The organism is Variovorax sp. YR216 (genome assembly GCF_900107745.1).
Classification (GTDB): Bacteria; Pseudomonadota; Gammaproteobacteria; order Burkholderiales; family Burkholderiaceae_C; genus Variovorax.
The window spans coordinates 26,401-52,490 of sequence record NZ_FNRO01000009.1 but is presented as its reverse complement, the minus strand read 5'-3'; the positions used below and the strand labels follow the sequence as shown (position 1 = coordinate 52,490).

Genomic DNA, 26,090 nt, shown 5'->3' with positions numbered 1-26,090 from the left:
CGCTTCCCGAAGCAATATCGAGGCCATCGGGGCAGCCCGCATTATTGGCGTGGAAAATGCGATCCCAGTGCTTTGAAGGCGGCTCTCCGATGATCTCAGTTCCCATCCATCCTGGCATCCGGGCCTCGACCGAGGAGATGGTCGGCCTGCGCCGTCAGATCCATGCGAATCCCGAACTCGGCTACGAGGAGTTCCAGACCAGCGAACTGGTGGCCGAGCGCCTTGCGCGTTGGGGCTACACGGTCCATCGCGGCATCGGCGGCACCGGCGTGGTCGGCACGCTCAAGGTCGGCGACGGCGCCCGGCGGCTGGGGCTGCGCGCCGACATGGATGCCCTGCCGATGACCGAAACCACCGGCCTCGCGTGGGCCAGCCGCAAGCCGGGCGCGATGCATGCCTGCGGCCACGACGGGCACACCGCTACCTTGCTCGCCGCGGCGCAACTGCTGGCGGTCACCAAGGGCTTCAACGGCACGCTCAACCTCATCTTCCAGCCGGCCGAGGAAGGCTTGATGGGCGCGAAGAGGATGGTCGAGGAGGGCCTCTTCGAGCGCTTCCCGTGCGACGCGGTGTACGCGTATCACAACGAGCCCGGTTTCCCGGCCGGGCAGTTCGGCTTCCTGCCGGGCGTTATCTACAGCTCGTCGGACACCGCCGTCATCACCATCGAGGGCAAGGGCGGCCACGGCGCGATGCCGCACACGACGGTCGATCCGATCATGGTCGCGGCGCACCTGATCCTCGCGCTGCAGACGCTGGTGTCGCGCGAGGTCGATCCCAACGACATGGCGGTCGTCACGGTGGGCGCGATGAGCGCCGGCAAGGCGCCCAACGTGATCCCCACCAGCGCGGAGCTCAAGCTGTCGATCCGGGCGCGAAAGCCCGAGGTGCGCGCCTTCCTGCGCGACCGGATCATCGCGATGGCGCAGGGACAGGCCGCGGTGCACGGCGCCAGCGCCACCGTCGACTACCAGTGGAAGATGCCGCCCTGCGTGAACGACGAGGCCGCGACCGCATTCGCACAGCAGGTGGCACGCGCGTCGATGGGAGAAAAGGCACTGATCCCCGACATGGCGCCGCTGCAGGCCAGCGACGATTTCGCGTTCATGCTGAACGCGGTGCCCGGCAGCTACTTCATCGTCGGCAACGGCGATGGCAAGCCCGGCAGCGGACCGGGCTGCATGGTGCACAACACGGGGTACGACTTCAACGACGAGATCCTGCCCAGCACGGCGAGCTATTGGGTCGCGCTCGCCCAGGCCTACCTGCGCTGATCCAGGATGGCCCGGGTCGGCGTCCCGCCTAGGCGGCTCTCACGTCGATGCGCCGCGGCTGTGCGCGCTCGGACTTCGGAATCCGAAGCGTCAGCACACCATTGCTGAGTTGCGCGGAGACCTTTTCGGCGTCCAGTTCCTTGCTCAGCGTGAAGACCCTCCGGAAGCGCGCCAAGCCCACTTCCGAATGGCTCGACTGCAGACCCTCGGGCACCGTCAGCGCCGTTTCGGCTTCGATGGTGAGCGTGTCCGACTCGATCTGGAGATCGAGCTTTTCGCGTGAGACACCCGGCAGATCGGCGAAAACGGTGATGCCGGTCGCATCCTCGATCACGTCCACGGGCGGCGTGAGTGCGGCGTCGCTGTAGCTCGACTGCTGCTTGCGCGCCGGTTGTCGATTGGCATCGGAGTTGGTGGTCCTGATGTCATTCATGATCCTTCTCCTTCATTGAACGGTGATGCGGCGCGGCTGGGCCGAAGCGCGACGTTGAACCGTGATGTGCACCACGCCATCGGTGTATTTCGCATCCACGGCGTCCGGGTCCGCATCCTCCGCAAGCGTGATCACACGGCGGAATGTCCCCGCGAAACGTTCGTCGATGTGCACGGTGCCGGCAGCCTGTTCAGGCAGCGAGCTCGGGCGCTCACCGGCGATCGTCAGCAGCCCTCGATCGAGATGGATTTCGAGCTTGGACGGCTCGATGCCCGGTGCAAAGGCGTAGATGTGGATGGCTTCCGGCGTGCTGCCCACGTTGAGGGCCGGAAAGCCTCCCCGGCCGAAGCCGCGGATGCTGGGAGACAGATCGAAGGCCTGCTGCATCTCGCGCTGCAGGCGATCCATCTCGGCGAACATGTCGCGCGCGAAGAGAGATCGGTACATAGCGAAACCTCCATTTGGGTCAAATGAAGCACCGGAGACCGCCCCCGGCCCTTCCGGGGAAGGAATTAGGAATGCGCCTGCAGATTTCAAGAGGCTTCGCGACGCATCTGACGGCTTGCCGGTGATCCGGTCGCGCACTCGCCACGTATTGATCGCAAATGACCAGAAACACCGCCATGGCGATCGGCTGGGTCGAGCGCGGCATCGTGCCCGACGGGGTGACTCGCGCGGGCATCCGAAGGCTCCTGAGGTCGCGCCTCGCAGACCTGCGCAGCGGACGCGCGGCCGACGACGCGGAGCGCACGCACCGTTTCATCGAGGGCATGCGCACCGCGGCGATTGCCATGTCTCCCGAAAGGGCCAACGAGCAACACTACGAACTGCCGCCCGAGTTCTTCGGCGCCGTGCTGGGACCCCACCGCAAGTACAGTTGCGGCTACTGGCCCGACGGCGTGACGGAGCTGGCGGACGCCGAAGCGGCAGCGCTGCGGCTCACCTGCGAGCGCGCCGGCCTGCAGGACGGCCAGTCGGTGCTGGAGCTGGGCTGTGGCTGGGGCTCGCTCACGCTGTGGATGGCGAAGTGCTATCCGCGCAGCCGCATCACTGCACTGTCGAACTCGCACTCGCAGCGCCTGTACATCGAGGCAGAGGCGAAGCGGCGGGGCTTGACCAATGTGCGCGTGGTCACATGCGACATGAACAACTTCGACACCGGTGATCGATTCGACCGCATCGTGTCGGTCGAGATGTTCGAGCACCTGCGCAACTGGCCGCGTGCCTTCGCGAACGTGGCGCGCTGGCTCCGGCCGGAAGGGATGTTCTTCATGCATGTGTTCGTGCACCGCACGGTGCCGTATGACTTCGTCGATGCCGACGCGAGCGACTGGATGAGCCGGCACTTCTTCGCCGGCGGCATGATGCCGAGCGACGATCTGGCGCTGCATTGCCAGGACGATCTGCAGCTTCAGCGGCGTTGGCGATGGGACGGCACGCACTACCAGCGCACGGCGCAGGCATGGCTGCACCGCATGGATGCCAGCCGGCACGCGCTCGAGCCGCTCTTTGTTGACGTCTATGGGGCGGATGCGCAGGTGTGGTGGGCGCGGTGGCGCGTCTTCTTCATGTCGGTGGCCGAATTGTTCGGCTACGACGATGGGCAGCGGTGGTGGGTCGGCCACTACCTTTTCGGAAAGCGCGTGTGAGGCTGCCCAGCCTGAAGTTGCGCGTGGCGGCCGGCAGTGACGGCCGAACGCCCACGCGCGCGGCAGCGCTCGCGAACTTCGCAGTATTTCAGGCCACCTGGTTTGCCGCCGTCTTCGGTGCGGCGTACTGCATTCCGCTCTGGAGCGTCTTTTGCGTTGCATGCGCGGTGCTATGGCATCTGGGGCTGGCCGACAGACCGGCGCGCGAGGCACGGCTGGTGGCGGCGGTCACCCTCGTCGGCTTCCTCGTGGAGACGGCGAACGGTGCGTTCGGCTACGTGACGTTCCCTTCATGCGAGGGTGCTGCCAGCTGGTGGCCGCCGTACTGGCTCGTCGCCATGTGGGCGCTGTTCTCGATCTGCCTGAACGTTTCACTGCGATGGCTGCGGGGCCGCTGGCTTCTGGCCGCGGCATTCGGCGCGTTCGGCGGGCCGGTGTCCTTTGCGGCGGGCGCACGGCTCGGTGCGGCCCGGTTCGTCGAGACTGTTCCGGCCCTGCTCCTGATCGCAATGACATGGGTCTGGGCGATGCCGGTGCTGGTTTGGCTGTCGATGCGTTTCGACGGCGTGAGCCGGCAGGAGGGCGGCGCATGAACGGCGCCTTGCTGTGGCCGATGACGTGGGGCCTGGTGCTGTGTCTGGCGCTGGGGCTCATGACGTGGGTTGTCAGTCTTGCCCGCGAGGACGCCAGCCTTGCGGACCGCATCTGGCCCCTCGCCATTTGCGGGGCGGGGTTGGTGCAGATGGCGCTCTTACCGGCCGCCGGGGGGACGCGGGTGCCCGTGATGGCATTGCTCGGCATCGTGTGGGCGGCGCGCCTTGGCATCTTCCTCACCATTCGCAACTGGGGCCACGGCGAGGATCGGCGCTATCGTGCGCTGCGCGAACGCAACATGCCGGGGTTCGGCTGGAAGAGTCTCTATCTCGTGTTCGGGCTTCAGGCCGTTCTTGCGTGGGTGGTATCCGCGCCGTTCCTGGTCGGGGCGATCGGCGAAGCGCCTTGGGGCTGGATCGATTGGGCGGGTGCCGCGCTCACAGTCTTCGGCGTCGTTTTCGAATCCATCGGCGACACGCAACTCGCGCGCTTCAAGGCGGATGCCGCGCATCGAGGAAAGGTGATGGATCGCGGCCTCTGGCGATTCACGCGGCATCCCAACTATTTCGGCGAGGCCTGTGTCTGGTGGGGGCTGTGGTTGATGGCGGTTTCGGGCGCGGGGTGGGCCGGCGCGTGGAGTGCCGTCTCGCCGATTCTCATGACCGTGTTGCTGTTGAAGGTTTCCGGCGTCGTCATGCTCGAGAAGGACATGGCCGAGCGCCGTCCCGCGTACCGCGACTACATCGCCCGAACGAACGCCTTCGTGCCGGGGCCGCCGCGCAGGGGGGCGATCTGATGGGCGTGCCGAAGAAAGCGCTCGTCCTCGCGTTCACTGCGGCCTGCGCGTTCGGCGGCGGCAGTGCCGAGGGCGCCGAATGGCGCTTCCGGGTCTTGCTCGACGGCGTGGCGATCGGCGAGCACCGCTTCAGCGTCACCCGCACGGAGGACGAGCGGCGGGTGGTGAGCGAAGCCGACTTCCTGGTCAAGTTCCTGGGGATTCCCGTGTACCGATATCGGCACCGGGCTTCGGAGTCGTGGCGGGGCGATTGCGTGACGCAACTCTCGGCATTCACTGACGACGACGGCAAGGTGTCGCAGGTGCGCGTACGGGCGGGCGGCGACGGCCGGCTCGACGTCACCGTCAATGGCGCTTCGCGCTCGCTCTCCGGCTGCACGATGACCTTCGCCTACTGGAATCCAGCCCTGCGGCAGCAAACGAGGTTGTTGAATCCACAGAGCGGCGTGGAGGAGCGGGTGCACATCCATCGGGTCGGCGAAGGTGCGCTGGACGTGCGCGGCGAGCCTGTCGTCGCGCAGCACTGGCGCATCGAGGGACCGGTCGCGCCGCTGGATGTGTGGTACTCGGCGCAAGGCGATTGGATCGGGCTCGACTCCACCGTCGCTGGCGGCCGGACATTGAGCTATCGGCTGCAATGAGAAGTCGGGCGACTTTGCTGTTGGGCACCTGCCTGTCGGCCAGGCAGTTCGTGGTGGCCTACGCGGCGAGTGGACTTGCCATGCTGGCGCTCGACGCCATGTGGCTCACGCTGATGGCCGACCGGCTCTACCGCGCCGCCATCGGCCACTTGATGGCGGAGCACTTCGACGTGCTGCCGGCGATGGCGTTCTATGCCGTCTACCTGACCGGCGTGGTGCTGTTCGCGGTCGCACCTGGCCTGGACCAGCGGCGCTGGCAGGTGGCGATGTTCAGGGGCGCGATGTTCGGCTTGGTCGCCTACGCAACCTACGACCTCACCAATCAGGCGACGCTCGCCCGCTGGGCGTGGCGGGTGACCTTCGTCGATCTCGCGTGGGGCACGTGCCTGACCGCAATCGCCGCCGCGGCGGGATGCGGTGCGGCGATGAAGTGGGGCCGCCCGCGCGCCGCTGGCCTATGAGAGGGCTCACATGCCCATGAGCGCGCCGAGCGTGCGTGCCAGCATGCCCTTGAACACCATCTCGCCGCCGACATAGGCCAGACAGATGCATTCGCCGGATGCCAGCACTTCGGGCTGGTGGTGCACGGTGCTGTCGGTCTCGTCGAAATCGCCCTCGCCGAAGAGATCGCGGCCATCGTGAAACCGGCCGTACAGCACCTGCGTGAGTTCCATGCCCGCATGGGTGTGCATCGCCAGCTTCCTGCCGGCGCCGATGCGGAGCAGGAACACCTTGGCGGCGGGATCGGACGGCACCGTCACGCGGCTCCAGCGCATGCCGGGACCGATCCAGCGCCAGGCGGTCGCGGTGCAGTCGCCCAGCGCCTGCGGCCACTTCATGCCTTCCGGGGGGGGCGGAAGCCGGGCCCCGGTGGTGGCTGCGGCAGAGGGCGGCAGCGGCGCATCGATGGCGGCCATCGTGCGCGCCAGCGCATCGGCGGAAAGCGTCGCCGGCGCCAGGTCTTCCAGAAGCAGGCCGCCGGCAATCTCGAGCGTCCGCAGGCGCTCGCGGCAGTAGGTGCAGGTTTCCACATGGCTGGCCGTGAGGACGCTGACGCCGCCTGTCAGGTCGCCCGCCGCCAGACCCAGGAGCAGATCATCGGCTGGATGGTGGTGGATCATGGTTCGATGTCGCCGAGCAGTCGGCGCAGATGGTTCACGGCCAGGCGCACGCGCGACTTGACCGTGCCGAGCGGAATCCCGAGTTCCGCCGCGATGCGGGCGTGCGCCCGTTCCTCGAAAAACGACAGGCGCAGGACCCGTGCCTGCTCTTCTGGCAGGCGGGCCATGGCCTGCCGGACTCTGGTTTCGCGTTCGCGAGCAAGAACCTGTTCTTCGGGGGGCGGAAGCAGATCCTCTTGCCTGTCGGTATCCTCGTCGTCGATGCCGTAGATCATCCGGGAGTCTTGCCGCCGGAAATGATCCACCCGCAAGTTGCGCGCGATGGTGAAGACCCAGGTGGTGACGTTGGCGCGCTCGGGATCGAAGGTCGCGGCCTTGCGCCACACGTTCACCATCGTCTCCTGCGCCAATTCTTCGGCGAGCGTGTCGCTGGTGCCGCCGAGCATCAGGTACGACTTGATGCGCGGCGAGAAATGCTTGAAAAGCGCGGCAAAGGCCTGCCTGTCGGCTTCGACCGCCACGGCACGTGCCAGCCCGTTCAATTCTTCACTCGTCGGCATGGCCCTCCGTGGGGAATCCGGTGTCACGACCGACAGCCACGGCGTCCGTTGACCATTTGCCGGAATGGCCGACGAGGGCTGGGGAGCGGTGTTCATGCCGCTTATACGGCAGCGGCGGGCCATTAGATCACACGGCCTGTGCACGAAATGCATGCGTCGTGAACGACAGACCAATCCATCCGCGCGCCGGCGTCGTATAAGCGGCCATGACCCTTCTTGCCGAGCCCCACGGGCTGCACTTCCGCTCTCCGCCACCGGGCCGCACGGGCGGGGATCGTCTCGACATCGCGGTGATCGGGAGCGGCATTTCCGGCCTCTCCGCCGCGTGGCTGCTGTCGCAACGCCACCGCGTGACGGTGTTCGAGGCGGACCTTCGGCCAGGCGGCCACAGCAACACGGTGGACGTGACGGGCACGGGTGGCGAGCCGGTGGCGGTGGACACCGGCTTCATCGTCTACAACGAGGCCGCGTACCCGAACCTCACGGCGCTGTTCGCGCATCTCGGCGTCGAAACCGATCCTTCCGACATGTCCTTCGCGGTGAGCCTCGACGGCGGGCGGCTGGAGTACTCGGGCTCCGACCTGCGCGGGCTCTTCGCGCAGCGCGGCAACCTGGTGAAGCTGCGCTTCTGGTCGATGCTGCGCGATCTGGTGCGCTTCTACCGGCAGGCGCCGATCGATGCCGGCCACATCGGCCTGATGTCGCTGGACGCGTATCTCGACCTTCGCGGCTACGGCCGCGCGTTCCGCGAGGACCACCTCTACCCGATGGCGGCAGCGATCTGGTCGACTTCGGCGGCGCGCATCGGCCAGTACCCGACCGAGGCTTTCGTGCGCTTCTGCGAGAACCATCAGTTGCTGATGCTCGGCGACAGGCCCGCATGGCGCACGGTGCGCGGCGGAAGCCGGTGCTACGTCGAGAAGCTCACGCGCGGGCTCGCCTCGCGCCTGAGGTTGGGCTGCCCCGCCGTGCAGGTGCGTCCGGTGGCGGGTGGCGTCGAAGTGCGAACCGGCGCCGGCGACGAGCCCCAGCGCTTCGATCAGGTCGTCATCGCTGCGCATGCGGACCAGGCCTTGCGCCTGCTGCCCGATGCCCGGCCGGACGAACGCCGTCTGCTGGGGGCCTTTCGCTACACCCGCAACCTTGCCGTCCTGCACAGCGACCCCGCCGCGATGCCGCGCAGGCGGCGCGTGTGGTCGAGCTGGAACTACATTGCCGACCGGCGCGGCGAAGACGCGCTCTGCGTCAGCTACTGGATGAACCGGCTGCAGCGGCTGCCGGGCGCGGCGCCGCTGTTCCTCACGCTGAATCCGTCGTGCGCGTTGCAGCCCGGCCGCGTGATCCGCACGGAGGTCTACGAGCATCCGCTGTTCGATGCGACGGCGATCCGCGCGCAACGCGAACTGTGGTCGCTGCAAGGTCGGCGCGGCATCTGGTTCTGCGGCGCCTACTTTGGTGCCGGCTTCCATGAGGACGGCCTGCAGGCCGGGCTGGCCGTTGCCGAGGCGATGGGTGGCGTGCGCCGGCCGTGGCAGGTGGCCGGAGAGTCCGGCCGCATCCACTTGAGGTCGCCGCTGGCGATGGCTTCGTGAGCGGCGGCTCTGCGCTCTACGCCGGCGGCGTGATGCATCGACGCCTGCGCCCGGTGCCGCATCTGCTGCGCTACCGGGTGTTCTGGCTGCTGGTCGATCTGGACGAACTGCCGCAGCTTTCTCGGCGCCTGCGGCTGTTCTCGCTCGACCGCTTCAACCTCTTCAGCCTCCATGCGCGCGACCACGGCGACGGGCAGGGCCTGCGCGCCTATGCGGAGCGGCACCTGCGCGCTGCCGGCCTGAGCGCCGGCGGACCCATTCACTTGTTGACCATGCCGCGCATCCTCGGCTACGCCTTCAATCCGCTGAGCGTGTATTTCTGCCATCGCCCCGATGGCGTCTTGCAGGCGATGCTCTATGAAGTCAACAACACCTTCGGCGAGCGGCACGGCTATCTCGTCGAGGTGAGGGATCGCGACGCGGCGGGGGGCCGCGTCGTCCAGCACTGCGGCAAGGGCTTCCACGTCTCGCCTTTTCTCGATATCGACATGCGTTACCGCTTCGACGTCGAGCCGCCGGCTTCCGACAGGCCGGGCCTGCGAATCGCCATCACCGCAAGCGACGGGGACGGACCGGTGCTCATCGCGAGGATGGAAGCGGCTCGCCGCCCGCTGACAAGCCGGACGCTTGTGCTGGCATTCCTTGCCTTCCCGCTCCTCACGCTCAAGGTCGTCGCCGCCATCCATTGGGAGGCGCTCCTGCTGTGGCTCAAAGGCGTTCAGGTGCGACCGCATCCCGGCGTCCCCGCCGCCGAAGTCACCATCGCGAGGAACGAGGAATCGTGACGACGACATCCACGCCGTCGAAGGCCATCTCCGCATCCCGGCCTTCGCGCAAGACTTTCTCCCGCGGCATTGCCGCCTGGGCAAAGCGGCCGCTTCGCCGGCTGGCGCTGCGGCTCCTGGCTGGGCTGCGCGAGGGCGCGATGACGATCGAGCTGCCGGACGGAGAACGCATCGAAGGTCGAGGTGCGATGGCTGGCGAGCATGTCACGGTCGTGCTGCACCGATGGCGGGCGCTACTGCGACTGGCGCTGCAGGGCGACCTGGGGTTTGCACGGTCCTATCGCGACGGTGACTGGTCGACGCTGGATCTTCCGGCGCTGCTCTCGCTGGTCTTGCGCAATGAGGAGCACTGGACCGGGGCGATCGAAGGATCGAAGGCCATGCAAGGCATCGAGCGCTTGCGCCATCTCATGCGCCGCAACACGCGCCGCGGGAGCCGCGAGAACATCTCTTTCCACTACGACTTGGGCAATGACTTCTATGCGCAATGGCTGGATCCGGACTTGATCTATTCCAGCGGTCTTTATCGCTCTCCCGATGAATCGCTCGAAGCGGCTCAGGCGAACAAGATCGCGCGCATCGTGGAACTGCTGGATGTGCCGCCAGACGCCCCGGTGCTGGAGATCGGCTGCGGCTGGGGGGCACTGGCGGTTGCGCTTGCGCGGGATTGTCGAGCGCACGTGACGGGCCTGACGCTTTCGACCGAGCAACTCGCGCATGCACGGCTCCGCGCCGGCAGGGAAGGCCTGCAATCGCAGATGGACTTGCGTCTTCAGGACTATCGCGACGTACGCGGGACTTATGACCGCATCGTCTCCGTCGAAATGGTGGAGGCCGTCGGCGAACGATTCTGGCCCGGCTACTTCGACACGCTGCGCCAGCGGCTCACGTCCGACGGGATCGCAGTGCTGCAGATCATCACCATCGACGATGCGCATTTCGGACGCTATCGCGCGAGCGCCGACTTCATCCAGCGTCTGATCTTTCCCGGAGGCATGTTGCCGTCATGGCGCGCGTTGCAGGCGCAGGCCCTGCGCGCGGGTCTGGAGATCCAGCGAGCGGAATCGTTCGGGGAGAGTTACGCGGCAACGCTCGTCCATTGGCGAGAGCGCTTCACCAGCGCCTGGCCAGCCATCGAGGCCCTGGGTTTCGATGAATCGTTCCGAAGGCTTTGGGTGTACTACCTGAGCTATTGCGAAGCCGGCTTCAGGGCGGGTCGCGTCGACGTCGGGCTCTATACCTTGCGGCACCGGGCTGCGCGCTGACGCGGGGGTGCGGACCTCAGAAGTCGTCGAGCGCCATCTCCACGACCGCCTCCGAGCCCGCCACGATGCTGTCGCGCAGGCCCGGCACGCGGGTGAGGATGTGATCGGCATAGAAGCGCGCTACGGTGATCTTGCTGCGCATGAACGCCGGATCGTCGCCCGCGGCGAGACGATCTTCGGCCGCGAGAAGCGCGCGCCCCAGTTGCCAGCCCACGGCCAGCTTGCCGGTGAGCAACAGATAGGGCACCGAGCCGGCGAACACGGCGTTCGGGTCGGACTTGAAGCGTGCGAGCACCCAGTCGACGACTTCGAGGAATGCCTCGCGGCCCGCCGCCAGGCGCTGGGCCATGGCCTGTGCGGCCTCGCTGTCGCGCTGTCGCAGCCTGGCCTCCACGTCAGCGATCTCCCCGGCGAACGCGCGTGCCACGGCGCCACCATCGCGCACCGTCTTGCGGCCCACCAGGTCGTTGGCCTGGATCGCGGTGGTGCCCTCGTAGATGGTCAGGATGCGCGCGTCGCGGTAGTGCTGCGCGGCGCCGGTCTCCTCGATGAAGCCCATGCCGCCGTGCACCTGCACGCCCAGGCTCGTCACCTCCAGGCTCATCTCGGTCGAGTAGCCCTTCACCAGCGGCACCAGGAACTCGTAGATCGCCTGCTCGCGGCGGCGCACGTCGGAATCGGGATGCGCATGCGCCGCGTCTGCGGCCGCGGCTGCGGCGATGGCCAGTGCACGGCAGCCCTCGGTCTGTGCGCGCATGGTGAGCAGCATGCGCTGCACGTCCGGGTGGTGAATGATCGGCGCGGCGCCGGGCAGCGACCCGTCCACCGGGCGCGACTGCACGCGCTCTCGTGCGTAGGCCGAGGCAAGCTGGCGCGCTCGCTCGGCCACCGCGATGCCCTGCAGGCCCACCGCATAGCGAGCCGCGTTCATCATCACGAACATGTACTCCAGTCCGCGGTTCTCCTCGCCCACCAGGTAGCCGATGGCGCCAGGAGCGGCGTGGTCCGCAATGCTCCCCGCCGTGCCATCGCCGAACTGAAGGACGGCCGTGGGGCTGGCCTTGATGCCGAGCTTGTGCTCGATGCTCACGCACTGCACGTCGTTGCGTTCGCCGAGCGTGCCGTCCGCGTTCACCAGGAACTTCGGCACCACGAACAGCGAGATGCCCTTGACGCCCTCGGGTGCGCCCGGCAGGCGCGCGAGCACGAGATGGACGATGTTCTGCGCCATGTCATGGTCGCCGTAGGTGATGAAGATCTTGGTGCCGAACACCTTGTAGGTGCCGTCGCCCTGGGGCTCGGCGCGAGTGCGCACCAATGCCAGATCACTGCCGGCCTGCGGCTCGGTCAGGTTCATGGTGCCGGTCCATTCGCCCGAGATCATGCGGGGCAGGTACAGGTCTTTCAGCGCCTGGGATCCGGCCGTCAGCAGCGCCTCGATGGCGCCGTCGGTCAGGATCGCGCACAGCGCGAAGCTCAGGTTGGCGCTGTTGAGCATTTCGGCGCAGGCGGCCGAAATGGTCTTCGGCAGCGCCTGCCCGCCGAACTCGGCGGGGTGCTGCAGGCCCTGCCAGCCGCCCTCGCCGAACTGCCGGTAGGCGTCGGCGAAGCCCGGTGTGGTGGTGACGCGGCCGTCCTGCCACCAGGAAGGCTGCTTGTCGCCGGCGGCGTTGAGCGGCGCGACCACGCCTTCGGTGAAGCGCGCGCATTCCTCCAGCACGGCCCGCGCGGTATCGATGCCGGCGTCCTCGAAGCCGGGCAGGGCGGCGATGCGCTCGATGCCGGCCAGTTCGTTCATGCAGAACAGCATGTCTTTGACGGGCGCCTGATAGGTCATGGGGGTGTCCTTGAATGTGATGATTGGCAGGGCGCGCAGCGCTGCACCTGGCGATACGGAATTCTGGGTGGCGAACCGGTCTGGCGCCCCCTCCGTGGCGGAGGGGCCCGCCCTCGCGGCCGGGCGATAGATTCGTTGCACTGGGCCGATCGGCTTGCCCTGAATACGCAGGGTCGGCGCGGCGGCCGGAATGATGGGAACCAGTTTCATGGATTTGTCCGATTCGGTGGTGGAACCGGCAGGCGCGCAGGCCGCGGTGGCCACACGCTCGCTGACGGTCGAGGTGTTCTTCGATTTCGTCTGCCCGTGGTGCCTGATCGGCAAGCGCCAGTTCGACGCCGCTGCGCGCAGGCTTGCCGAACTGCGGCCCGATGTGCATTTGCAGGTCGTCTGGCGTTCGCATGCCCTGCTTCCGAACACCCCAGCCGGTGGCGTGCCGTACCAGGCCTTCTATGTGGCGCGCCTTGGTAGTCCCGAAGCCGTCGCAAGGCGCCGCGCCCAGGTGCAGCAGGCCGGGACCGCCGCGGGGGTCCGATTCGCCTTCGATCGGATCGAGGTCCTACCGAACACCGCCAGGGCGCACGCGTGGGTCGCGCGCACCGGCAAGGCTTTGCAGGCGAAGCTCATCGATCGCATCTTCACGGCCTATTTGCTTGAAGGCGAAGACATCGGCGATGGGGCCGTGCTCGAGCGACTCGCGCTGGAATGTGGGGTGCAGGCCGATGTCTGCAGCACCGATGAAGAGCGTCCCGAGGGGGCGGGGTATCCGGTCTCCGGGGTGCCCTTCTTCGTGTTCGACGGGTCGCTGGCGCTGCCGGGCGCGGCGACGTCCGACATGGTGCTGGACGTCATGTTGCGGGCGCTTGGCGCGTAGTTCAAGGTCGTCGTCGGGAACAGCGGCCTGAGCATGTTCATGCAACGGGCTGTCGGTGCCGCGCGACAGTCAACGGAAGCTCACGCGGTCCGTGCGAAATTTATCGGGCGCAGTTGGGTTGACCATCGCAGAATTTCGTCATGTCATCGCCCCGCAAAGAGCCGCTGTGGTACCGCTACGCTTGGTGGGTGCCTGGCATCGCAACGGCGATCGCGCTGGTACTCGCTGTGGCAGCCCTGTGGCCGCGCGAGCATGACGTTCTCCTCATCGCCGCGATCCTTTGCGCGCTGCCCTGGTCGCTTGCAATGCTTGTGCTCGATCTCAGCGAAGGGTTTGCCGACCGCGCGGCGCTCGTCGTCTGCATCGGCTTGTGCGCCAACATCGTGCTGCTGTGGGGCGCCACGGCGTTGCTTCGATCGCGGTACAGCGATCGAGTGAGCCGCTCGTCGGTGGGAAGGACTGACGTGGTCGCTGATCACTGATCGCACACCCGTACGGTGCAAACCTGGGGCGGGGACTTCAAGCAGGTCGGCGAAACCCGCTACCACTACTTCAAGTAGCCGCACAGCCCGCCGGGCAGGCGCACCGCAAGGGTCGCCGTCCGTGCTCGGGCGGACCCTGTGGCACCATGCAGAAGTCCGCCTGCCCGGAGAAATCCTGATGATCCTGAGCTTCAAGCGCGAGGAAGTGGAGTCCGCGCGCGCGATCGTGAGTGCAACGGTGCCACCCACGCCGCAGTACGCCTGGCCACTGTTGCGAGAACGCCTTGGCTTCACAGTGTGGGTGAAGCACGAGAACCACACGCCCGCCGGCGCCTTCAAGGTGCGCGGTGGCCTGACCTACTTCGACGCGCTCGCGCGCAGTGGGCCGAGGCCCGCCGGCGTGATTTCCGCCACGCGTGGAAACCACGGGCAATCGGTGGGTTGGGCGGCTCGCCGCTACGGGATTCCGGCAACCATCGTCGTTCCCCACGGCAATTCGTTGGAGAAGAATGCCGCCATGCGCGCGCTCGGCGTCACGCTGCTGGAGCACGGCGATGAATTCCAGTCTGCGCGTGAACACGCGATCGCATTGGCCGCAGAGCAGGGCCTGCACATGGTTCCCTCTTTCCATCGAGAGCTGGTGCGCGGCGTGATGACGTATTGGCTCGAGTTCTTCGAAAGCTTTGCGCCGGGCGAAGCGCCGGACGTCGTCTACGTCCCCATCGGACTCGGATCCGGCTTCTGCGCCGCTGTGGCAGCGCGCGCATTCACCGGCGTCCGCAGCCGGCTCGTCGGCGTCGTCTCGGCGCATGCGACAACGTTTCTCGATTCGTTTCGCTCCGGCCGAGTCGTCGAGTCCCCTGTCACCACCCGGCTGGCGGACGGGATGGCCTGTCGCATCGCCGAGGACGAGGCGCTGCAGGTCGTCCTGCGAGAGGCCGAGGACGTGGTCGCCGTCACCGACGACGAGGTCGGGGAGGCCATGCGCGTGCTCTTCGTCGATACGCACAACGTCGCGGAAGGCGCCGGGGCGGCTGCGTTGGCCGCTGCCATGCAGCAGCGCGAAGCGCTGCGCGGCCGCTCGGTGGGTGTTGCACTGACGGGAGCCAACGTGGACAGTGATGTCTTTGCCCGAGTGTTGGCTTGAAGCGCATCTCATCGGCTGAGGCGACCGGTGCGCCTCGGAGCGATCCCGGCAGGTGGCAATTACCGCTTCGTCAGCGTGAAGCTTTCCGTATCGGTTCACTCCTGGATTCTCAAAGAGATTGAATGCACCGAATTGCGGGGTGTAGGCCATTCCCGAGCCGGGGCGGTGTTCAGAGCTTTGTTGATCCTTTTTGAAATGGAACCCCGCCTATTCCATTCGTGGCGAGTTGGTTCCGGCGCGCAATGCGACGCCTATCGGACTTCATATTTGTGCGCAGTCCGGGCCAATATCAGTCAGGCTGCATGCAGCTTCTAATGTCTGGAGCCATTAAGCTTGGAGTCTCATTCAACTGAAAGGGCCAGTCCCATGGCGAATAGTTACGCAGAGATTCAGAAGAAGATTGCCGCGCTGCAGAAAGAAGCGGACGCGGTGTTGGCGAGGGAAGTGGCCGGAGTCGTTGAACGCATTCGAGTGGCGATTGCTCATTACGGCCTGACGCCCGATCAGCTCTTCGGAAGAATCGCGACAAAGCCCAACAAGAATCGTGTCGCCAAGGTCTCCGTGCAGAAGAAGCAAGGCCGCATCGCCTACGGCGACGGGCAAGGCAACACCTGGGGTGGCTGGGGAAAGCGGCCGACTTGGCTGCGCGAGGCTTTGGCCGCCGGAAAGAACCTGGAGGACTTTCAAGTGAGCGCTCAGGCCACAAAGCCTTCCACCAGGAAGAACATGAAAAAGCGGCGGCCTTCGGGTGTTCTCTACAGCGACGGCGCGGGTCATTCGTGGACTGGTCGGGGCCCGCAACCGCGCTGGCTCAAAGAAGCCATCGCGGGAGGAAAGACCCTGGAGGAAATGAGAAGCCAAAGGTCGTGAGACAGCCGGCTGCAAGCCACTGGCGTGCGGCGCTCCACCCGTTTCGATGAGCGGCGCTCGTCGGCAACTGCCTGGATCTCGATGTCGCAACTTGTTTTTGTTTTCGGAACGCTGAAAGAAGGTTTCCCCAACTTTGCGACCAACAAGGGTGCGCGAATCGCGGGAGACTTCATGACCGTCGAACGTTATCCGCTGTATCTGGTGGGCGAGCGCTTTTCGCCGTGGCTGATAGATGCTGCGGGAGAAGGCGAGCGAGTTATCGGTCAGGTGTTCGAAGTTGACGACGCGACGTTGGCCGCGATGGATGAACTGGAGCGCATTGCGGAGCGGGACGGCTATCGACGCGTGATGCTCGACGTTGAGGCACTCGATCATGTCCGACGCGAGACGTTCTGCGCGCATGCGTACATCAAGCCTCGAGAGCAGTTCGCCCTGGCCGATGCCCGGCTTGGTCCTTTGAAGGAGTACGCGCGCGAACATGCGGCGCTGTACCGTAGCCGGGATCCCGCCGCAGCAGAATCCGGCCTGCGATCAAAGCAGCTTCTCGCGCAGAACGTCGAGTTCGGCAACGCCGGCAGTCTGGACACCCACGGAACCGGCTGGTTCGTCGGGTTCAGCGACTGGACAAGGAACCCGCCGGCCCACCTGCGACATGTGCCGGCCGACGAGCTCGCTGCCGGTCTGTGCGTCAAATGGTTCTCCCATCCAGCAGGAAATCCGAACGGCGAATCCAAGCCGTTGAGCGAGGGGCGAACGATGTCGATCCTGGCGAGCCCTGCCAGCGAGTTCAGGATCGAGTTTTCGACGAGCGCGGACTTCCCGCCGCAAGACACCCTGTCGCACACCTTGCGCCGCCATGGTGACTTCGTCATATGGGGCGCGGGCGTGTTTCATCGTGCCTTTGGCGTCCAACCGGCATGCATACTCACGGTCCGTTGGTCCAGCGTTGAAGCTCCCGGACCATCCTGAAGGATGCAACGCGCGGGGCACGGCCCAATCGGGACGAGGACCATCGAAGGGGCATTGGTCAACGTGGCCACCACCAGCCCGTCGGGCGTGACGACCGGTCGGCCCGTCTTCAACTGACCGACGCCGAACTTGAAGCGGCCCTGACCGACCCTTCAGGCACGCGGCGGAATCCGCGCAAGGATCAGACACTCACGATATGACTTCGCCAGGAGCGCGCCCGGCGACGCCCGCGTGCTCAGTTCCTGCAGTCCCCACCGACCGATACCGAGCCGTCCTTGCATTCCGTCAGGATGCCGTCGTTGCTGCGCCGGAGGTTCGGAGATGAGGCGGTGGCCTCCGCTTCATAGACGATCTTCCTGGTACCACGTTCGCAGGTGCCAACGACCTTGCCGCTGACCATGGCATCGGCCGTCACCGTGGTGAGCGTGAAGCGCATGACGCCTGCGCTGCGAATCTTCGCGTCGATCTGGGCCACGATGTCGTCGCAGTTGCCTGCGGCGCTTGCGGACCCGGCCAAGGCCAACAGGACTGTGGAGAGCAGGGATGGCTTCAGCATCGGAGCTTGCCTCGGAGCGCGCGCTTGGCTGGGAGAGGCAGTGTAGCTCTACCCCTCGAAAAGTCTGCGCTCATCGCGGCCTGGCTTGGAAGCGAGATTCCGAACGACCGCAGCGACTGCGAGCTGTCCATGGAAGTTGGGCGGACGAGCACAAGAAAAACCCGCCGGAGCGGGTTAACAGCAGCCCTTGAGGGAGGGAGGAGGAGAAGAGCGGGCTGCCGAGGAGCAGTCTGTGCCGCGCGACTTAGGGGAAACTTAAAGAGGGTCGGGACCCGTTGCGACTTCTGGAGAGGTTCGCGTCACCACCCGACTGACAATGTCATCGGGCGGTGGAGGCGACGGCAGTCCGGGTGCCCGCCAGCAAGTCGAGCGTTCCGGCGCCCGTGCTGATAGACGTGGCCGCTTCGGCCAGGCGCAACTCGCCCTTTGCGGCCTCGCCGTCGATGACTCCCGCTGCGCAGGCCAAGGTCACCGCGCCGGCCAAGATGAAGTTCCATGTCGTGTTCATTGCTGCCTCCGTGTGACGAGAGTTTGAGGCAAACCAGCCCGGCGAAAACGCCGCAGTTGGAACAGTAGTGTTCAACGTCCGGAAACAATGGCTCGCCGCTTCGCATCCGGCAGGCGAACTGTGTTCACCCTCGACGGGCGCGACGAGCCCGATCGTCGATGGCGCGGCTCGCGCGGCGGTAGGTCCAGATCATCGACGCCAATCCGCCTGCGGAGCCGATGGCCATCACGAGCGCGACGACGAACAGAGCAGCCGGCACGCCATCGTCCGCAGCCAGAATCGCCAGAACAACCGAGCAGAACCAGAGCACGCCCCACCGCAGGATGTACAGATCCATGTATGTCTTGAGCCAGACGTCGTTGCGGTGCCTGACCGCCTCGGCGTCGCCCGCAGTCGCGCCTTCCGGGACCGCCTCGAGCAGGCTCGTGGGTGACCAGAAGCGCTTCCAGATCGATGCGGTTGGGTGAGAGTGCGAGGTGGGGCTCATTGCGTCCGAGCTTACCCGCCAGCGATCGCGGGGGCTCGAGCGGATCTACAGCGGAACCGTCGGCGCGCAGGTGAGTTACCGCTCGCCTCCAACTGTGGAAAAGGCATGGCCCTCGATGTGGTCGGGGTCCCGTCACTGCACGGAATCCTGCGCCGAGATCGGAGCGTGGCCCAATGAGAAGTTCGCCCCGAAGTTGCGCCGAAACGGAAAAGTCAAGGGCACTTTTTCCCCGTGACCGGTGGACTACCTTGTGGATAACGTGATGAGCATCTCGCCGGAGCCGCACCCAGCTTGGCTTTCACTGCGGTGCTCAACCAAAGAGCAGCACGGAAGAATTTTTCGCCTCGGACCTGGAGCCGCCTTCGCTCATCGAACCTCCCCTCGATTGAAGCCCGGCTTCGTCAACCCGCGTGCGGGACTCGCAAGCACGGCGGCGAATGGCCGCGTTCTGGCAAAAAAACGACAGCTATCGCCCGATTGTTCTCGGCTAGCGCCGAAGAGCGCCATCTCCTCGCGATACTTGCCTCCCCACGACAACAAGGAAATCCATGTCCGCAGGCGGTTTTCACGTGCATGGCCCGCACGACCATGAACTCGAGCACGCTGGTGCCCACGGCGACTCCGAATCAGGTTCTGCAAGTTCCGGCCACAGAAGCATGACCAGTCAGATCGCCGTGTGGACGGCTGTCATCGCCACGGTGGGAGCGATCTTCGCGTACATGGGAGGGCTGACCCAGGCCAACGCAGGGCTCTACAAGAACAACGCGGGCATGAAGAAGACCGAGGCCTCGAATCAATGGAACTACTTCCAGTCGAAGAGCACGAAGCAATCCCTCGCCGAGTTCGCCAGGGACATGTCGCCCGATGAACGCAGGCAGGAATGGCAGACGAAGGTTTCGCGGTATGAGCAGGAGAAAGCCGAAATCATGCTCGTCGCGAAGAACCTCGAGGCCGAGGCAACCGATTGGGACCAGAAATCGGAAGCGCAGATGCATCAGCACCACCGGTGGGCGCAAGCGACCACCGCGCTGCAGGTCTCCATCGCCTTGGCTGCCATGGCGTTGCTGACGAGAAGACGGTGGTTGGAGTGGGGCATGCTTGCAGTTGCCGGCGTCGGCCTGGTCGTTGGCGCACTGGCTGCAATGCACATCTGACCTGGTGACCCGGGTTCACGACGGGCTGCCGCAGCCGGCCCTTAGTTGCCGCACGTGCCTGGCTGAGCCAGGCCGAGTCTGGCCACATCGGCCTTGCCTTGCTCTTCAGGGATCTGCTCCAGGTCGCGATGCCGGCCTCTTCCTACGCCTGGTCTTATCGGCACGGGAGGAAATACCTGAAGGGCCGGAGAGCGGGCCTCCGAAGTCGTCGCGGCCTGCTACAGGCCGAGGCCCGTACCGTCGACGACGCGTTTGCGATGCACGATGTTGTTGCGTGCGGCGTCCTCGGGATGCGCGAAGGTGACGGCACCGTTCCTCACGGTGCCGACCACCAGCATGTTCGGGGTCAGCGCGTCGCGGTCACCGCCGCTGAATGGCCGGTCGTAGGTGGTCCGACGCCGTAGTAAGCCCGCTTGGGGTTCTCGAGCGCCTGCTTGATGCCCGGGCCGTTGAGCTGCTCGGAGCGCAGGCTGAGCACCGCATGGGCCAGCAGATAGGTCGCGTCGTAGGCCTGCGCTGCCGCCATCGGCACCGGAATGCGCGGCCCGTCGAACTTGCGCGCATAGCTTGCGAGAAAACTCGCGCGGCGCTCGTTGGTGGGCTCGGCGACGAAGCTGAGCGCCATCAGCGAGCCCTCGGCGGCTTCCCTTGCGTCTCCGATGAAGAGCGGAAACGACAGCGCCCAGGCACCGACCTGCGGCACCTTCCAGCCCAGCGCGTGCCGCCCATTGGCGATGACCGCGTTCTGCGGCGCGATGGTGTAGATGAAGAGCACGTTGGCGCCAGCCTTGCGCGCTTCCTTGAGCTGTTCGGTCACGTCCTTGATGCCAAGGTCGAAGCGGCCGACGTAGACCGGTTCGAGCTTCTTCTTCGCGAGTGCCTTCTTCACATCCTGCAGTCCGGCTTCGCCATAGCCGGTGTTGTCAGCGAACACGGCCACCTTGTTCCAGCCGCGCGCGACGATCTCGTCGACCATGAAGGGCGCCTGGATCGCATCCGCCGGCGCGTTGCGGAAGATGTAGCTGTCGGCGCCGGCGAACTTCGTCGTGACCGGCGTGCCGGTGGTGCAGGGCACGAGCAGCGGCGTGCGGCTTGCCTGGAAGACGTCGATGGACTTCATCGCGACGCCGGTGTTGCAGAAGCCGATGGTCGCGATGACCTTCTGCGCAACCAGCTCCTCGGAGAGCTTGAGGCCGAGCTCGGGATTGGCCTGGTCGTCCTTGATCACGAGTTCGAGCGGCCGGCCCAGGTAGCCGCCGAAGGCGTTGATCTCGTCGATCGCGAGCTTCACGCCGTTGAGCATCGGCAGGCCGAAGTCGGACGAGGGGCCGCTGAGTGGGCCGATCACGCCGATCTTGAGGGCGGGGCCAGACGTCTGTGGCGGCGTCTGGGCGATGGCGCCCGTGAGAGCGCTCCATGCGAGAGCGAATGCCAGGAAGATTTTTTTCATGGTGGCGGTCCGGTTCTTGTCTGCGTTGAGGCCTGTGAAAGCCGGGCGCATCGTGACCGCCGCCCTCGAAAGCGGGCCTCGTATATATCCTGAGCACTACATCGTTCGCCGCGCGGTTTCGTGCGGTTTTACACACTGGATGCGGGCAGATTCGATACCCTGGCCATCCTGGAATTGGCCATTGACGAATCCCGCGTGCATGGGTACTCGCGCGCAGGCGCTGCGAGAGCGCCATCACGTAGCGATGTCTTCCCGCTCAGTCGGCCGGCGGGAATGTCCGCAGATAGGCGAACAGGTCGGCGAGCTTCTGTTCGCCATACAACCATCCATTGAAACGCATGCTCGTTCCGGGCACGACATCGTCGGGGCGACGGATGTACGCAGCCAGCGTTTTCTCCGACCAGATGATTTCCGATCTCCGCATCGCCGGCGAATACCTGAAGCCCGGTTCGGTGCCGGCGCGGCGGCTGAGGAGTCCGTTCAGTTGGGGACCAAATCCGTGGCGCGCGGCGGGGCCGACCTGATGACATGAAGCGCAGGCTGCAAACGCCGCTTTTCCCGCTGTGACGTCGCCCGCTCGAGGCGCAGCATGCACCACGCCCGTTGCGAGTGTGGCCAAGAGAAGGATGCAGACTTTCATTTCCCGATTGTTCCCCAACCTCGTTGGCCAGTACCCGTCCTTCCAGTTGGAGGCCGATTGCGGCATGATCCCGCGTCATCGTCGACGGAGGATTGAAATGACCGATTCCTCGCTCATCAAGGTGGGTCAACTGTCTATTCGCTATCTTGTCGACGGTTCGGCGACGGACAGCGTCGGCATGTTCGAACTCAAGGTTCCGCCGGGCTCCAACGTGCCGCCCCCGCACAGCCATACGAAGAACGACGAATGCGTCTACGTTCTGGAAGGAACCCTTCGGTATTCCGTCGACGCTGAAGTTCGAGACCTCGCCGCTGGAGAGAACATGTACAGCCCCAGGGGGAGCGTCCACCAGTTCTCGAACCCTTTCGACGCAGAGGTCCGAGCCCTCATCGTGCAGTCGCCGGATATTGGCGCCCAGTACTTTCGAGACGTGGGCGCAGTCGTGAACGCTGGAGGACCGCCGGACAAAGCGGCCTTGATTTCGGTCATGGCCCGCTATGGTCTCGTCCCCGCCTCGCCGGGCGGCGCGTAGTGTCACGCCCCCAGTGAGGCCGTTGCGCGCCGTGTCTCCTTCGCGGTGCGGCGTCACGAACTCGATGCGTGCGTGAGCCAACCCAGCGTCTTCTCGAGCGTCGAGGGGACACAGCGCCGACGGGCCCCGTGGGCCCTCCTAGAAGGGCCGGGGGGCCAGCACGGCCACCACCACCGCCAACATCAGCGGCGCGACGAGGACGAGGACGAGCCGGCGCATCATGGCCGCATCAGAACACGACCTTGTCGCCGAAGGCGATAGCCCGCAGCCATGCCTTCTTGTTCGTTGTGGTACCCGAGTCGCCGAGATTGATGGCGAGCGCCGGGGTCACGGCATCAGACTTGCCCGCGTTCGGGTTCGGGAAGTTCCACACGCAGGCGTCCGGGTAGGCCGCCATCAGCGCGTCCAGCGACAGCGCTCCGCCGCCCGTTCCGATCGCACCATTGAGCAGCACGGTGCCGGTCGTCGGGAACGGCTTGGTACCGGTGCGATACCACTTCACTTGCGCGGGCGTGGCCGTGTAGCGTGCCCAGCCGTCGGCGAGTGCCACGGGCGTCATGTCGCGCGTCATCGTGATGAGATTGAGCCAGTTCGCACCATCGCACGTGAGGCTCACAGTGGTGGTCACGTAGAGGTCGTCCTGGATGGTGGTGTCTCCCGTATTCAGCTTGGCCTCCAAGCTGATGCCGGGGTAATCCGCCAACTTCAACTTGTGCAGCAGAGACACGCCATAGACTGCCTTGTTGCCCTTGATGCCGTTGTTCGGGCTCGGGACAGCGGCCAGCGGCGCGGCCACAGTGGCAAGCTGGATGGCATCGCCCGCGCTATTGATAACGATGGTCGCGCTGGCGGAATTGTCCGAAAACTCGGTCGAGCAGGCGGGCAGTGCCGAGCCAGTGCGTGAGCAGTCGGTGTCCTTCCACGTCTTGGGCGCGGCCGGTGCTGGCGCCGGGGGCGCAACCTCGGCGGGGGCTGCGGGTGGTGCTGCGACGGGCGCGGGGGCCGCTGCAGCGGGCGCAGGTGCCGGCACGAAGCCTCCACCTCCACCGCCGCCACAGGCCGCGAGGGCCAGGGCGAGCGCGCTCGCAATCATTGGTTTTGTAGTTTGCATGGTTCTCTTCTGGTGTCCGGGGAAAAGCCCCCGGCCATAGCCGCGTGATGTCACGCGCGGCTAGAACCGGGAGCCTTTTTCAATCGAGTTCGATATCGGCAAGGTCCCCGTCATCGGTATCGAAGGCCTCGTCGAGCGCCGCCCCGGCCGGGGCGCTGCTGCGATGGTTCACGCGCTCGGCGACGCGTTCGGCCTGTTCGCGGCTGGCGAAGGCTTCAATCTTCGGCGCGGTGCCGAGGCGGTTGCCGAAGAATTCAGCGCGGTCAACGTGCGGAAAGCGCTTCAGGCAGAAGAAGCCGGGCATGCTGGGATGGGGGGCGCTTTGCCAGTCAGTGGGCGCAGGCATCAGTGCCCCTTACCGGCTGTTGCACAGCACAGCGTCCTCATAGCTGCAGCAAGACACATGGGGCAGGGGCGGTGGAGCATCCACTCAACAGGACCGCAGGCGCAGTCAAGCTGCAAGTCACATGAAAAATCATGTTTTTAGTGTCTGGCGCTTGACGGTCGGGCATCCCCTCCTTGAGGGAGGGGGCGGGCGGCCGCTGCGTGAACTATTGCCGCTTTCGTCGCTGGCCGTCTGCGCGGAGGCGTGGCCCGACAACTGCACCGCACGGTGAGACGGAGACCCCCATGTCATTCCCAAGCATCAGCCACGTAGTCCTCATCGGCGTCATCGCCACAGCGGTCATGGATATGTGGCTGCTCATCCTCTCCAGACTGGGAGTACCCACCACCGATTGGCGGCTGGTTGGCAGGTGGGTCGGGCAGATGGCACAGGGGCGGTTTGCGCATGCACCCATCGCCAAGGTGGCACCTGTACGAGGCGAACACCCGCTGGGCTGGCTCATCCACTATGGGGTCGGACCTGCCATGGGGTCTGGCTTTGCCGGCTCCAACACGACGGCTCCTGTCAGAGGCTGCGTGCGTACTCTTGCGAACCACGCGGTGTTTGGAGCCGGCCTGTACGTTGCTGCTGCAGGCATCGCATACCTTTGACGCTCGGCAGCGCTGCTGGGAACTCAGTTCAGCACTTGCATACCAGTGACAAGTACACGCCGTCCTTCCTCATTGAAGCGGATCGTGTCGCCTTCCTTCAGGCCGTCCAGGCGCTTGGGTCCGCGGCTGTGAACACCATTGTCGGGCCGGACAATATCTGGGTTCGAGCGAACTTGATCGCTCCCGATCGCTGGAAGACGCTGCCCGGCAAACGCACAACCGGCCTGCGCCCAAGCTGACAGGATTGTCATCTCGCTGTCAGCCTGGCGTTCCGGGCTGCCACCTAGAGTGGCCGCATGCGAATACTGTGTCTGGCCCTGGCCGCATCGCTGACGGCTTGCGCTGTCGGACCCGATTACCAGCGCCCCTCGTTGCCGGAGGGCGTCTCGGCGCCCGCGTTCAAGGAAGGCAGTGACTGGAAGCCGGCTGCGCCCGGCAGCGTCGATGCCGGGCAGCCGTGGTGGACGGCATTCGGCGACAGGCGCCTGAATGACCTGGTGGATGAGGCCAATCGCGCCAACCAGGACGTCCGCGTCGCCGAGGCGCAATACCGCGAAGCGCAGGCGCTGGTGCAGAACGCCCGCTCCGCGCTCTTCCCAACGCTGGGGGCCGACGCCTCGGTGAATCGGGGCCAAAGCCAGACCGTGCTCGGCCCGAAGCTCGGCAACTCGCATGCATGGTCGCTGCAGGCCGGCTGGGAGGCCGACATCTGGGGCCGCGCGCGGCGCGGCATCGAAGGCGCGAGCGACAACGCCCAGGCCAGCGAGGCCGATCTCGCTGCGGCGCGGCTCGCGATCCAGGCCGAAGTCGTCAGCGACTACATCCTGCTGCGCGTGGCCGACACCCAGCAGCAGCTCTACGCACGCACGGTCGAGGCCTACCAGAAGTCGCTTCAGATCACGCAGAGCCAGTACCGCGCCGGCGTTGCCACGCGCGCCGATGTCGAGCTCGCCAACACCACGCTGCAATCGACGCAGGCGCAGGCCATCGACATCGAGCTCGCGCGCCGGCAGGCCGAGCACGCGATCGCGGTGTTGCTGGGCCGCGCGCCGGCGGGTTTCTCGATTGCACCCGACAGCTTCGCGCTCACGCTGCCTCAGGTGCCCGCCGTGGTGCCATCGGAGCTGCTGGAGCGCCGGCCTGACATCGCCGCCGCCGAGCGTCGTGTCGCCTCGGCGAATGCGGGCATCGGGGTGGCGCAAGCCGCGCGCTATCCGACGCTTGCGCTCTCGGCCGCGGGCGGCTTCAGCGGTTCGGGCTTCGGGCCCTGGTTCTCGACGCCCGACCGCGTCTGGGCGCTCGGCGCCGCGCTGGCGGGCACGATCTTCGACGGCGGCTTGCGCGCCTCGCAGGTCGAGCAGTCGCGCGCGGTCTTCGATGCCTCTGCGGCGACGTACCGCAAGACGGTGCTCTCCGGCTTCCAGGAAGTCGAGGACAACCTGGCCGCGCTCAGCCTGCTCGCGCAGGAGCGCGGCGTGCAGGACGGCGCGGTGCGCTCGGCGCGCAATGCCGAACGCGTGACCCTGAGCCAGTTCCGCGCCGGCACCACGCCGTACCTCGCGGTCATCACCGCGCAGGCGCTCGCATTGAACAACGAGCGCACCGCGCTGCAGCTGCAAGGCCGCCAGTACGCGGCCAGCGTGGCACTCATCAAGGCCGTTGGCGGCGGCTGGGACGCGAGCCAGCTCCTGGCCGCCACGGGCGCCAGCCCGACGGCCCCATCCGCCGCGGCATCCGGCCCGGTGGCTTCGACGAACGAATGAACGA

General features: G+C 66.1%; 31 protein-coding genes. 18 read left to right on the top strand and 13 right to left on the bottom strand.

Annotation, left to right across the window (positions count from 1 at the left end):
• The first annotated feature begins 89 nt into the window (after nt 1-89).
• Nucleotides 90-1,274, top strand: a complete 1,185-nt coding sequence (locus BLW05_RS21430; protein WP_093165733.1) for a M20 aminoacylase family protein — start codon at nt 90-92, stop codon at nt 1,272-1,274.
• Nucleotides 1,275-1,302: 28 nt separating this feature from the next.
• Here the strand turns inward: BLW05_RS21430 and BLW05_RS21425 are convergent, their stop codons facing one another.
• Nucleotides 1,303-1,707 (bottom strand): Hsp20/alpha crystallin family protein, encoded by a 405-nt coding sequence (locus BLW05_RS21425; protein WP_093165583.1) that lies wholly within the window; start codon nt 1,705-1,707, stop codon nt 1,303-1,305.
• Between the two features lie 12 nt (nt 1,708-1,719).
• The gene (locus tag BLW05_RS21420) at nt 1,720-2,154 is read right to left on the bottom strand and encodes an Hsp20/alpha crystallin family protein (protein ID WP_093165582.1); all 435 of its coding nucleotides are present in this window, start codon (nt 2,152-2,154) and stop codon (nt 1,720-1,722) included.
• 158 nt (nt 2,155-2,312) lie between these two features.
• On the opposite strand from BLW05_RS21420, the gene BLW05_RS21415 reads away from it, so the two are divergent.
• Genes BLW05_RS21415 through BLW05_RS21395 form a run of 5 tightly spaced genes read left to right on the top strand, consistent with a single transcriptional unit; the run spans nt 2,313 to nt 5,848 of the window.
• Nucleotides 2,313-3,356, top strand: coding sequence for an SAM-dependent methyltransferase (locus BLW05_RS21415; protein ID WP_093165581.1), 1,044 nt, complete (start codon nt 2,313-2,315; stop codon nt 3,354-3,356).
• Nucleotides 3,353-3,949, top strand: coding sequence for a DUF2878 domain-containing protein (locus BLW05_RS21410; RefSeq protein ID WP_177142756.1), 597 nt, complete (start codon nt 3,353-3,355; stop codon nt 3,947-3,949). Before BLW05_RS21415 ends, BLW05_RS21410 begins: the two co-directional genes overlap by 4 nt.
• Entirely contained in the window at nt 3,946-4,746 is an 801-nt protein-coding gene (locus BLW05_RS21405) for a DUF1295 domain-containing protein (protein WP_093165579.1), read from the top strand. Before BLW05_RS21410 ends, BLW05_RS21405 begins: the two co-directional genes overlap by 4 nt.
• Entirely contained in the window at nt 4,746-5,387 is a 642-nt protein-coding gene (locus BLW05_RS21400) for a DUF6134 family protein (protein ID WP_093165578.1), read from the top strand. The genes BLW05_RS21405 and BLW05_RS21400 overlap by 1 nt, the downstream gene beginning before the upstream one ends.
• Before the next feature lie 14 nt (nt 5,388-5,401).
• Entirely contained in the window at nt 5,402-5,848 is a 447-nt protein-coding gene (locus BLW05_RS21395; protein WP_256330426.1) for a DUF2177 family protein, read from the top strand.
• A gap of 6 nt (nt 5,849-5,854) precedes the next feature.
• Here the strand turns inward: BLW05_RS21395 and BLW05_RS21390 are convergent, their stop codons facing one another.
• Together BLW05_RS21390 and BLW05_RS21385 are read right to left on the bottom strand one after the other, a co-directional pair.
• A complete protein-coding gene (locus BLW05_RS21390; protein ID WP_093165576.1) occupies nt 5,855-6,508 on the bottom strand; it encodes a ChrR family anti-sigma-E factor in 654 nt (217 codons plus the stop codon).
• On the bottom strand, nt 6,505-7,164 hold the full coding sequence (locus tag BLW05_RS21385; RefSeq protein ID WP_093165575.1) for a sigma-70 family RNA polymerase sigma factor: 660 nt from the start codon (nt 7,162-7,164) through the stop codon (nt 6,505-6,507). Before BLW05_RS21385 ends, BLW05_RS21390 begins: the two co-directional genes overlap by 4 nt.
• Before the next feature lie 110 nt (nt 7,165-7,274).
• Here BLW05_RS21385 and BLW05_RS21380 point away from each other — a divergent pair, with 110 nt between their 5' ends.
• Genes BLW05_RS21380 through BLW05_RS21370 form a run of 3 tightly spaced genes read left to right on the top strand, consistent with a single transcriptional unit; the run spans nt 7,275 to nt 10,710 of the window.
• On the top strand, nt 7,275-8,660 hold the full coding sequence (locus tag BLW05_RS21380) for an NAD(P)/FAD-dependent oxidoreductase (RefSeq protein ID WP_093165574.1): 1,386 nt from the start codon (nt 7,275-7,277) through the stop codon (nt 8,658-8,660).
• Nucleotides 8,657-9,445, top strand: coding sequence for a DUF1365 domain-containing protein (locus tag BLW05_RS21375; protein ID WP_093165573.1), 789 nt, complete (start codon nt 8,657-8,659; stop codon nt 9,443-9,445). Before BLW05_RS21380 ends, BLW05_RS21375 begins: the two co-directional genes overlap by 4 nt.
• Nucleotides 9,442-10,710, top strand: coding sequence for an SAM-dependent methyltransferase (locus BLW05_RS21370; RefSeq protein WP_256330425.1), 1,269 nt, complete (start codon nt 9,442-9,444; stop codon nt 10,708-10,710). Before BLW05_RS21375 ends, BLW05_RS21370 begins: the two co-directional genes overlap by 4 nt.
• Before the next feature lie 16 nt (nt 10,711-10,726).
• Here the strand turns inward: BLW05_RS21370 and BLW05_RS21365 are convergent, their stop codons facing one another.
• Nucleotides 10,727-12,547: an acyl-CoA dehydrogenase gene (locus tag BLW05_RS21365; RefSeq protein ID WP_093165572.1), complete on the bottom strand. Its 1,821-nt coding sequence runs from the start codon at nt 12,545-12,547 to the stop codon at nt 10,727-10,729.
• Nucleotides 12,548-12,755: 208 nt separating this feature from the next.
• On the opposite strand from BLW05_RS21365, the gene BLW05_RS21360 reads away from it, so the two are divergent.
• From BLW05_RS21360 to BLW05_RS36295, 5 genes are all read left to right on the top strand, one after another.
• A complete protein-coding gene (locus BLW05_RS21360) occupies nt 12,756-13,421 on the top strand; it encodes a DsbA family oxidoreductase (protein WP_177142755.1) in 666 nt (221 codons plus the stop codon).
• A 140-nt stretch (nt 13,422-13,561) separates the two neighbouring features.
• Nucleotides 13,562-13,903, top strand: a complete 342-nt coding sequence (locus BLW05_RS21355) for a hypothetical protein (RefSeq protein ID WP_093165570.1) — start codon at nt 13,562-13,564, stop codon at nt 13,901-13,903.
• 184 nt (nt 13,904-14,087) lie between these two features.
• Entirely contained in the window at nt 14,088-15,050 is a 963-nt protein-coding gene (locus BLW05_RS21350; protein WP_093165731.1) for a threonine dehydratase, read from the top strand.
• Between the two features lie 366 nt (nt 15,051-15,416).
• On the top strand, nt 15,417-15,920 hold the full coding sequence (locus tag BLW05_RS21345; protein WP_093165569.1) for an H-NS family nucleoid-associated regulatory protein: 504 nt from the start codon (nt 15,417-15,419) through the stop codon (nt 15,918-15,920).
• Nucleotides 15,921-16,001: 81 nt separating this feature from the next.
• Nucleotides 16,002-16,889 carry a gamma-glutamylcyclotransferase family protein gene (locus BLW05_RS36295; protein ID WP_218135201.1) on the top strand — a complete coding sequence of 296 codons (888 nt, stop codon included), beginning with the start codon at nt 16,002-16,004 and terminating at the stop codon, nt 16,887-16,889.
• A 235-nt stretch (nt 16,890-17,124) separates the two neighbouring features.
• Here BLW05_RS36295 and BLW05_RS21330 read toward each other — a convergent pair whose 3' ends face one another.
• From BLW05_RS21330 to BLW05_RS21320, 3 genes are all read right to left on the bottom strand, one after another.
• Nucleotides 17,125-17,445: a DUF1161 domain-containing protein gene (locus BLW05_RS21330; RefSeq protein WP_256330424.1), complete on the bottom strand. Its 321-nt coding sequence runs from the start codon at nt 17,443-17,445 to the stop codon at nt 17,125-17,127.
• Nucleotides 17,446-17,764: 319 nt separating this feature from the next.
• A complete protein-coding gene (locus BLW05_RS21325; protein ID WP_093165568.1) occupies nt 17,765-17,953 on the bottom strand; it encodes a hypothetical protein in 189 nt (62 codons plus the stop codon).
• 124 nt (nt 17,954-18,077) lie between these two features.
• Nucleotides 18,078-18,440, bottom strand: a complete 363-nt coding sequence (locus tag BLW05_RS21320) for a hypothetical protein (RefSeq protein ID WP_093165567.1) — start codon at nt 18,438-18,440, stop codon at nt 18,078-18,080.
• Nucleotides 18,441-18,988: 548 nt separating this feature from the next.
• Between BLW05_RS21320 and BLW05_RS21315 the strand changes: the two genes are divergently transcribed.
• The gene (locus BLW05_RS21315; protein ID WP_093165566.1) at nt 18,989-19,594 is read left to right on the top strand and encodes a DUF4337 domain-containing protein; all 606 of its coding nucleotides are present in this window, start codon (nt 18,989-18,991) and stop codon (nt 19,592-19,594) included.
• 346 nt (nt 19,595-19,940) lie between these two features.
• Here BLW05_RS21315 and BLW05_RS21310 read toward each other — a convergent pair whose 3' ends face one another.
• On the bottom strand, nt 19,941-21,044 hold the full coding sequence (locus BLW05_RS21310; RefSeq protein ID WP_371126956.1) for an ABC transporter substrate-binding protein: 1,104 nt from the start codon (nt 21,042-21,044) through the stop codon (nt 19,941-19,943).
• 256 nt (nt 21,045-21,300) lie between these two features.
• Nucleotides 21,301-21,684, bottom strand: coding sequence for a c-type cytochrome (locus BLW05_RS21305; RefSeq protein ID WP_093165565.1), 384 nt, complete (start codon nt 21,682-21,684; stop codon nt 21,301-21,303).
• Here BLW05_RS21305 and BLW05_RS21300 point away from each other — a divergent pair.
• Nucleotides 21,671-22,216, top strand: a complete 546-nt coding sequence (locus BLW05_RS21300) for a cupin domain-containing protein (RefSeq protein WP_256330423.1) — start codon at nt 21,671-21,673, stop codon at nt 22,214-22,216. The genes BLW05_RS21305 and BLW05_RS21300 overlap by 14 nt on opposite strands.
• Nucleotides 22,217-22,445: 229 nt before the next feature.
• Here the strand turns inward: BLW05_RS21300 and BLW05_RS21295 are convergent, their stop codons facing one another.
• On the bottom strand, nt 22,446-23,327 hold the full coding sequence (locus BLW05_RS21295; protein WP_143044882.1) for a hypothetical protein: 882 nt from the start codon (nt 23,325-23,327) through the stop codon (nt 22,446-22,448).
• Nucleotides 23,328-23,406: 79 nt separating this feature from the next.
• Entirely contained in the window at nt 23,407-23,631 is a 225-nt protein-coding gene (locus BLW05_RS21290; protein ID WP_093165563.1) for a hypothetical protein, read from the bottom strand.
• Between the two features lie 326 nt (nt 23,632-23,957).
• Between BLW05_RS21290 and BLW05_RS21285 the strand changes: the two genes are divergently transcribed.
• Nucleotides 23,958-24,323, top strand: coding sequence for a DUF2938 family protein (locus BLW05_RS21285; RefSeq protein WP_093165562.1), 366 nt, complete (start codon nt 23,958-23,960; stop codon nt 24,321-24,323).
• Between the two features lie 23 nt (nt 24,324-24,346).
• On the opposite strand, the gene BLW05_RS35480 is transcribed toward BLW05_RS21285, so the two are convergent.
• The gene (locus BLW05_RS35480; RefSeq protein ID WP_143044881.1) at nt 24,347-24,574 is read right to left on the bottom strand and encodes a hypothetical protein; all 228 of its coding nucleotides are present in this window, start codon (nt 24,572-24,574) and stop codon (nt 24,347-24,349) included.
• Nucleotides 24,575-24,619: 45 nt separating this feature from the next.
• Here BLW05_RS35480 and BLW05_RS21275 point away from each other — a divergent pair, with 45 nt between their 5' ends.
• On the top strand, nt 24,620-26,086 hold the full coding sequence (locus BLW05_RS21275) for an efflux transporter outer membrane subunit (RefSeq protein WP_143044880.1): 1,467 nt from the start codon (nt 24,620-24,622) through the stop codon (nt 26,084-26,086).
• Nucleotides 26,087-26,090: the final 4 nt, after the last annotated feature.